General features: G+C 56.8%; 8 protein-coding genes. 1 reads left to right on the top strand and 7 read right to left on the bottom strand.

Annotated features, from left to right (window positions below):
* Positions 1-127: 127 nt before the first annotated feature.
* The 7 genes from ACWISF_RS10405 to ACWISF_RS10375 form a co-directional block, all read right to left on the bottom strand.
* Entirely contained in the window at positions 128-1,165 is a 1,038-nt protein-coding gene (locus ACWISF_RS10405; protein WP_448381518.1) for a hypothetical protein, read from the bottom strand.
* Between the two features lie 68 nt (positions 1,166-1,233).
* A complete protein-coding gene (locus tag ACWISF_RS10400) occupies positions 1,234-1,833 on the bottom strand; it encodes a hypothetical protein (RefSeq protein ID WP_448381517.1) in 600 nt (199 codons plus the stop codon).
* On the bottom strand, positions 1,808-2,293 hold the full coding sequence (gene coaD / locus ACWISF_RS10395; RefSeq protein WP_448381516.1) for a pantetheine-phosphate adenylyltransferase: 486 nt from the start codon (positions 2,291-2,293) through the stop codon (positions 1,808-1,810). The genes ACWISF_RS10400 and coaD overlap by 26 nt, the downstream gene beginning before the upstream one ends.
* A 140-nt stretch (positions 2,294-2,433) precedes the next feature.
* Positions 2,434-3,639 (bottom strand): FAD-dependent monooxygenase, encoded by a 1,206-nt coding sequence (locus ACWISF_RS10390; protein ID WP_448381515.1) that lies wholly within the window; start codon positions 3,637-3,639, stop codon positions 2,434-2,436.
* Between the two features lie 552 nt (positions 3,640-4,191).
* Entirely contained in the window at positions 4,192-7,281 is a 3,090-nt protein-coding gene (locus ACWISF_RS10385; protein ID WP_448381514.1) for an ATP-binding protein, read from the bottom strand.
* A 2-nt stretch (positions 7,282-7,283) separates the two neighbouring features.
* Positions 7,284-7,808, bottom strand: coding sequence for a response regulator (locus ACWISF_RS10380; RefSeq protein WP_448381513.1), 525 nt, complete (start codon positions 7,806-7,808; stop codon positions 7,284-7,286).
* A 25-nt stretch (positions 7,809-7,833) separates the two neighbouring features.
* Positions 7,834-8,100 (bottom strand): RNA recognition motif domain-containing protein, encoded by a 267-nt coding sequence (locus ACWISF_RS10375; RefSeq protein WP_448381512.1) that lies wholly within the window; start codon positions 8,098-8,100, stop codon positions 7,834-7,836.
* A 220-nt stretch (positions 8,101-8,320) separates the two neighbouring features.
* On the opposite strand from ACWISF_RS10375, the gene ACWISF_RS10370 reads away from it, so the two are divergent.
* Positions 8,321-8,504, top strand: a 184-nt coding sequence (locus ACWISF_RS10370; RefSeq protein WP_448381511.1) for a hypothetical protein, incomplete at its 3' end; no start/stop codon positions are given.

The following is an 8,504-nucleotide window of genomic DNA, read 5'->3' as shown; positions in this document are numbered from 1 at the left end:
TAAATCTAACTCTGTTTTGAACCCTATCAACACAATCCCATTCTTGCAAGATAAGTCTATGATAACATATCCCCAAAAAAGAGTAGCTAAATTCATTGAAGTTCAGCGTTTTTCAGTAGATAGCTGATTAGAGGCATCCCCCTCCCTGCTCCCAACGGTTCAGGATGTCGGCAAACCGGTCGGCCATTGCCTGTACCTGCATGACAAATTCCCGCAGATAGCGGTAGCGGGTCGCCGGGGGCACGTCGCCAGTTGCCGTCTCCAGGTGCCCCTCCAACGTGCGAAAGGCCTGCTCTATCTCCCCAATCACCCGTTGCACTGCGGTCGCCACCAACCGTTGCAACTCGGCCTCGCGGGAGAGTTCCTGCACGTGCTGCTGCACCGGGTCGCTCACCCGTGCCACTTCGGGGTTCGCGACCGCAGTTGCCCCAGGCGGGGACAATTCCGGCGCCGGACCCGCCACCACCGCCACAGGCATTGCTGCCACATCCGCAACCGTCGCCTGTTGCCGCAACCGCTGGTAAATAGGCGCCAAGACTTCCTGCAGCGTGCTGACCACCTGCTGGTATTCCTCCGGGTCGTCCAACTGCCCGGCAACCGTATGCAGGCGTTGGCAGAGTTCCTCATGGCTCCCACAGGCCAGCAGTAAATCCGCCAACAGCCGCTCTAACTCCAACCACTTGACCAGCAGTGGGTCTGCCTGGGTCACCTCCCCCTGGCGCAGGGCTGCAGCGATGAGGATTTTCAGCCGCAGGGGGTTGGTGCGATGGGCCAGTTCCAGGCGCAGGTCAAACCACTCCTGGGGCGGCAAAATCGCAGTTTGCGGGCGGAGGGTCTGGGTGCGAAACCATTCGGTGGGGTCCTCATCCGGGTACAAAACCGCAATGGACCGCAAAATCGTTTCCGCCACCGGCAGATATTCCACCGGTTTATTCAAACTGTGCACCAGCTTTTCCAAAGTCGGGCGCAACTGCCGCATGGTAGGATGCACTTCCAGGGTGCGGGCAAGCAAATCCCGCAGGTCTATGGCGGCCAATCGCTCAGGCTGGGTCTCCCAGGCGCCGGTGCAGGCAAAAATCAACAATTTTTTAATCCGCAGATAATGCGGGCTTTGCTCCAGTTGCGCCGCTACACTGGCAACGGTTGGCCCCTCGGCAAGCGTCATACTTTTTTTGCTGCGTCCATCCCTAATCTACACCGGGACGGCCATCCTTGGCGGTAGCCGGCCGGTTTTTAGGGCTGATGACGCTGTGACAATTGTTGCCGTGCCTGCTGCACCCGCTGCAGATTTTCCCCCAACACCTGCTCCAACAGCGTTAATACCTGGTTGGCGTAGTTCTGAGCGCCCTGGATCAGCCGTTGCCGCTCCGCCTCGAGCTGTTGCCGTTGCTGGGCCAATTCCTCCTGGGTCTGTTGGCGCAGGTGGTGCAGTTCCGCCACCGTCGTTTGCCGCAGGGCCGCACATTCTTGCTGCACCTGGGCACGCAACTGCTGGGCTTCCTGGTGCGCCTGTTGGGTGATGCGATGCTGGTCGAGCAGCCGGGCCGCCTGCTGTTCTGCGTGCAACACAATCTGCTGCGCCTGGGTTTGGGCATGGCGCAAAATTTCTTCTCGCCGCTGCAACACCTGTTCCGCCTCCAACACCATGGCCGGCAAATGGTGGCGCAAATGGTCCAACTGGGCAAAAATCACCTGCTCATTCACCAGCACCCGGCCACTCAGGGGCACCCGCGGGCTATCGGCGACCAAAATTTCCTCCAACCGGTCCAATTCCTGGCGCAGTTGCAAAATCGCCAGTTGGGTCACATCACTCACGCCGGGGGTGGAAAGCATACTGAATCTCCGCAACCAGGGACGGGGGAACCAAATGGTCAATGTTGCCGCCAAACCGGGCAATTTCCTTGACCAGGCTACTACTTAAAAAACTGTACTCGGTGGTGGTGGTCAAAAACAACGTTTCAATCTGGGGCGCGAGACTGCGATTGGTGTGCGCCATTTGTAATTCATACTCAAAATCCGAAAGCACCCGCAACCCCCGCAAAATCACTTGCGCCTGACACCCCTGGGCATAAGCCACCGTCAGCCCATCAAAACTGTCTACCCGCACATTCGGTAGATGCGCCGTCGCCCGCTGAATCTGCTGCACCCGCTGCGCCACCGGAAACAAGGGCGTTTTATTGGGATTGGCCAGCACCGCCACAATCACTTGGCTAAACAACCGACTCCCTCGCTCGATAATGTCGAGGTGACCAAGGGTAATCGGGTCAAAACTCCCTGGATAAACCGCAATCACCAAAGCACCCCAACCCCAGCAACGCCTTTAGAGTAATATTTTTGCAAAATATTTTGGCAAAAATTTTGGCAAAAAAAGCTACCAAGCCCTTCCCCCAACCGTTCCCGGTCCCAGACTGGGGGCACATCCCCGGTCAACTGCTACAAATGAGCTGGCCGTTTGCCCCACAAACCCGCCATAAACCCCAAAGATACCCGGCGCAACAGCCCCACCCGCTGCATCGTTTGTAAAAGCCAGGCCCGCAGGCGCACCACCAGCCACCCCCCTTGGGAAAATAACCGATTCAAACTGTCGGTAAACACCAGCACCAGCAGCACCTGGAACCACCGCCAACGTTCGTACCTATGCAGGACACGCAAGCTGCCGATGTCTTCACCCCGTTCATACGCGGTCACCACGACCTCCCCCAGCGTTGCCGCATCCCGCAGCCCCAAATTCAACCCCTGCCCGCCCACCGGATGACAGCCATGCGCCGCATCCCCCACCAAGGCCACCCGCGGTTGGACATAACGCCGCGCCTGCCGCCAGCGCACCGGGAAACACCGCCGTTGGCCCACCAAAGTCACCCCGGCAAAAGGCAGATAGGGAGCCAGTTGCGCCAAAAACGTGGCCACCGGCGCCTGGGCCAAAGCCGCCGCCTGGGCATGGGGCAACGTCCAGACCAGCCCCCAGCGCTGTTCCGGCAAAGGCAACAAGGCCAAAGGCCCCGTCGGCCAAAACCGTTCGTAGGCAATGGGGGCCTGATCCGCCCGCACCACCGCCGTCAGACAGGATTGCCCATAGGGCCAACCCCACGTACCAATCCCCGCCTGCTGCCGCACCTGGGAATCCGCCCCATCTGCCCCCACCACCAGCCCCACCGTCAACGCCTGGCATTCCTCCCGCCGCTGCACCTGCACCTGCGCTCCCCCCGCCGTCACGCTCATCGCCGTCAAACGCGCCCCGGCCCAATACTGCACCGTCGGCATCCGGGTCACCTGTGCCCAACACACCGGCCAGAGGGTGCGATGTTCCCCCACATAACCCAGGGCCTGCTTGCCTCCCAAATCTGCTGGCGTAAAGACAACCGCATGACATCCCTGGTCGGACAAATCAATTTGATAGTAAGGTTGCACCCAGGGAGCCAAAGCCGACCAAAGTCCGACACAATCCCAAATCTGTTGGGTCAGGGGCATCAGGGCATACACCCGCGCCGGCTGACCGGCCATCCCCTCTTGCGCTTCTATCACCAATACCCGCAGGCTCCTTTGTCCCAACCAAGCCGCCAGGGTCAGCCCCACCAGCGACCCCCCTACAATCAGTACATCGTAATCCCACTCCCGCCGGAATTGCCCCCGCTCTGCCATGCCGCACGCCCATGATAAAACTGTTTTGTTATGTGAACTTTATGTAAACAATTATGACAAAATTTAAGGGGGAATTGGGGGTTTCAGGGGGCAACCCCAGAAATGAGAGCATCCCCATAGGTACGATAGCTAGGTAGGTTAAGGTTGTCGCCTTAAGATTCATGGCTAGGCCACGCTGCGCTATGGGAAACCAAGGTGGGACTACGCCCAGCGACCCATATCATGTCAACCTTTTATGCTTAGCTATAACCACACAAAAACTCAATTTTCTTCCCATGCCACGAATGCGGTATTTCTGGGAGGACTAAGCGATCGCTTTTCAGCGGGGGTGGATTGAACAGGCGAGTATCTTGGCACTTGGTGATTGCCTGGCAGTTGCCATCATCATGGCCTGTGCCTCCCGCGGTCTATGGATTGCTGGGGGATTGACTGTCAACCCAAATTGCTGAGGGACCCGCCTCTATTCCCAAATGCGTCACGATTTCTCATCATTCCCGAAAGGCACGGGCATTGTCTTTGGCCGTTTCCCATCAACTACTCCCTTCGGAAAAATTAATCGGAAATGAGTGTTTCTATCAGGGTAATAATCGGCTCAATTTGCACCTGTTTGACCATCCGTTGCAAGGTCGTAGCAAGTTCCCCATGATCGGCACTAATTTGGCTGATGAGTTGGTTCATTTTGCGGTTGTTGAGACTGATGGCCGCCCGATGAAACTGTTCTAGCCAATCCCGCGGTAAAACTTGTAAATCAGCCTGGGTTAACGCTTGCGGAGGTGGGGATGCGGTTGCCGGGCTAGGACTATCCGTTTCATAGATAAATTTTAGGCCCAGGAATTGTTCTAGTTTGGCAAAAATTGTCGCTTCTCGGTAGGGTTTTATGACAAAATCATCAAATCCCACCGCCAAAGCATGACGTTTTTCTTCTTCAAAAACACTGGCAGAGAGAGCAATAATAATGGGTTTGGGAATTTCTGAGGCATGGGATTTGATGTACTTGGTTGCCTCGATGCCATTCATCACGGGCATTTGCAAATCCATCCAAATCAGATGGGGCTGCCACGTTTGCCAAATTTCGATGGCTTCTTGACCATTCGTTGCTTCCCGCGCCTTTAACCCAATCGACGCTAATAAAGCTTGCAATACTTGGCGGTTTTCTAATTTGTCATCCACGATTAAGAGGCGGTATTCCGGCTGCCCTGGTGCGAGGGATTTAACTTTTTTGGGAAGGGATTCAGCTAGAGATTCAACACTGGCTAATTCGGCTTGAATGGTGAACATAAAGGTGGTGCCTACCCCCTTTTCACTGGTGACGGTAATATCACCACCCATGAGTTGGACAAACTGACGGGAAATCGCCAAACCCAAACCGGTGCCTTCACTCACTTTTTTGCTGGTGTCGGTTTGCACGAAGGCCTGGAATAATTGCCCCAATTCCTCTTTGGTCATGCCCACACCGGTATCGGTCACGGCAAATTGGAGCGTACACCGCTGCTCCGTGCGTCCTACCATTTTCGCCACAACCGAAACTCCACCTTCCTGGGTAAATTTGATGGCATTGCCAATCAGGTTGATGAGTACTTGCCGCAGTTTGTTTTCATCGGTGCGAATGGCCTGGGGCAGGTCGGGACTCCGTTCAAAGACCAAGCGTAAATTCTTGGCCTGTGCCCGCACATTCAACATATCTTGAATGGTTTTGAGCATCTGGTGCAGATCAAAACTGGAGGGCTGGAGGACAACTTTGCCCGCCTCAATTTTGGCCATGTCTAACACATCATTGATTAGACTCAATAAATGCTCCCCACTGCGGTTGATGGTTCCAATGATTTCCCGTTGTTTTTCTGTCAGTTGGGGGTCACGGTTGAGAATTTGGCTAAAGCCGATGATGGCATTGAGGGGGGTACGCAATTCGTGGCTCATATTCGCTAAAAATATACTTTTGGCGCGGCTGGCACTTTCGGCTTTGTGGCGGGCTTCTTCAAGTTGTTGCTCAAAATCTTTGCGTTGGGTGATATCAAAAATGACCCCATCCCGATAACGGATTTCGCCTGTGTCGTCCTGGGCGCCCTGTCCCCGTTCATTGACCCAGGCAATTTCCCCATCGGCGCGCCGAATTCGGTATTCGATTTCGTAGGTGTGATTTTTGACCCGACTGTTCACAATTGCCGTTAACACCATGTCTCGATCGGCGGGTAGGATTAAATCCCAATAGTGGCGTTCTCCCTGGAGAAAGGCACGGGCAGGGTAGCCGGTGATTTGGGCAATTGGGTCGGAAAGATAGATGAAATCGTAGTCGTCAATGCGTTGGGAACGAAAGACCATCCCCGGAATGTTGGCCGCTAGGGTGCGAAACTGGCGTTCACTGGCACGCACTTGCTGGGTGCGCTGTTCTACCCGCTGTTCCAGTTCGCGGTTGAGGGTTTCCAATTGGGTGAAGGAATCCGCCAGTTGTTGCGACATTTGGTTGAAACTCTGGGCCAGTTGCGCCAACTCCCAAATTTTGCCCACCGACACCTGCCGTCCCCGCTCCCCCCGCGCCAGCGCCTGCGTGGCCTGCACCAACTCCTCTACCGGTTGGCTAAAGCGGCGGCTGAGCATGAAGCCCACCCCCAAGGCCACCACCAGGGTCACGCCACACCAAAAAGCCGTCAGGAGGTTACCCGCATAAATCTGTTCCAGGAAATCTGCCTCGGGCACCACCAACACCAGCAACCAGTCCAACCCCCTAGGGTCACGGTAGGGCACCGCATGGAGAAAATGGGTTACCCCGCCCAACGACACCCGCACGGGCTCCGGCGTCGGTTGCTTGCCCTGGGCTGGCGCCGCCAACCAACGGGCCGCCTGCCGAATCAAGGGATTGGAACTGTCGGTCGCTTTGAGCCGCTCCTGCTTCTGGAAGAAACTGGCGCTGTCACCGGTGGAATCCGCCACCAACAAGCCCGCTGCATCCACAATAAATGCCTTGCCGCTCCGCCCAATCCGCAGACCGCTGAGAAATCGGCTCAAACCGGTGAGTTCCACATCAGCACCCGTTGCCCCCAACACCCGTCCTTGGGGCGTTTTTACCACCTGCGCCGCCGTAATCGTCAACCGCCTGGTGCTAAAGGAAACGTACACATCCGTCCAAATCGGGCCGTCTTGGGTCAGGGCTTGGCGATACCAGGGACGGGTGCGGCTGTCAAAACGCCGGGCCGGAGGAGGCTCATTTTGCTGGGCCACCCGCTGTCCTTGGTTTCCCAGGATAAATTCCTGCCCCGTATTGAAATACAACCGCAGACTGTTGTCCTCGATGCGGCGGCGCACCCCGATAAACCGACCGTCGGTCGCCGCGCCAAAATAAATCACCCGCAGTTGGGGGTACAAGGTCATCTGCCGCCACAGATAAATTTCCCCCCGGGGCGGTTGGGTCTGGATGAGATTTTGGCGCACCAATTCCGCATTGATCGCCACCAACTGGAGCGCCGGGGCCAAAAATCCATCTAATTCCGTGCGTACCCGCTCGGCAATCTCCCCTTGCAACTGCTGCGCCACCACCTGCACCGACTGCTGGCCCTGGCGAAAGGCCAGGTAACCGACCAGTCCCGTTGCCAGGGTGGTCACCACCACAAACGGCACCGTCACCACCCAGCGCAACCGCCAAGCCATACCTACACGGCAGCGGGATCGACCCCGTAGTAGCTCAGGACTTCCTCCAGGCGTTGGACCCGCTGGCGCAACTGCCGCACCTCCTGTTCTCGCGCTTCCAACGCCCGCCCCCGGTCTTCGAGAATTCTTTGCAACAGGGCATTTTGCAGATGGGCCTCTACCCGCGCCACCACCTCCGCCGCCTGAAACGGCTTGGGAATGTAATCCGCCCCGCCTACCTCAAACGCCCGCACCTTGTCCTGGGCATCATCCAAGGCGCTAATAAAAATCACCGGCACCCCCCAGGTCTGGGGGTCAGACTTCAACTTGGCGCACACCTCGTAGCCATCCATCCCCGGCATCATAATATCCAGGAGAATCAAATCCGGGGGTTCCGCCGCCGCCGCCCGCAACGCCATCGCTCCATCAATGGCCCGCCGCACCTCGTAGCCCTGACCGGTCAGCAGGTCATCCAGGACATCCAAATTCTCAAGGGTGTCATCCACCACCAGAATCGTACCCCGCGAGAGCGACTCGTCCGGTGCCATGGAACCCCCTTGTGTCCTTCAGGCCCTACAAACCACTGCGACGACTGTCCTCCCGTGGGCGTGCCTTGTTGACGCGCAACTGCCGCCCCATCCACTCTGCCCCATCAAGCGCCGTGATTGCCCGCTCCTCCGCGTCATCCTCCATCATCTCGACGAAGGCAAAGCCCCGCATCCGCCCCGTCTCACGGTCCATCGGCAGCGTGATCCGCTTGACCGAACCGTATTCGGAAAACACCTCCTTCAAGTCCTGCTCGGTCGCCTTGAAGGACAAATTACCTACGTAAATGGTCATAACTTGCACTCAATAAACAATGCCGACCGCCACAAAGAACTTTGACCCCCGTCAAGGCCCCCTGAGGCTCAGGGCAAAACCATGTTTATCATAACCGGTACTGTCAATTCTGTCAGGTGATGGCCGCAACAAATTCGTTCACATTTTTTTACAATTCAGCGGCTGGGGGGGTGAAAATGGTGCCCTGATAGGATAGGGACAGACAGGCAATGAGGTGTTGATGTCCGACCTATCGCCGATTCCTGTGTATCCTCGGAGCGACCTGCTGGGGGAATATCCGGCCACCCAGGGGGTTGACCGGGTGTACGGTACCGCCGACCTCCTGCCCAAGGTGATGAATTTTTACCAAGAACATCTGGGTCAGCCCCAAGAATTGGATGCCCGGGGTTTGAATCTCGCCGAAG

Source organism: Gloeomargarita sp. (assembly GCF_053491055.1).
Note: the sequence above shows the minus strand (reverse complement) of the source record. Positions and strands in the feature narration are given on the sequence as shown.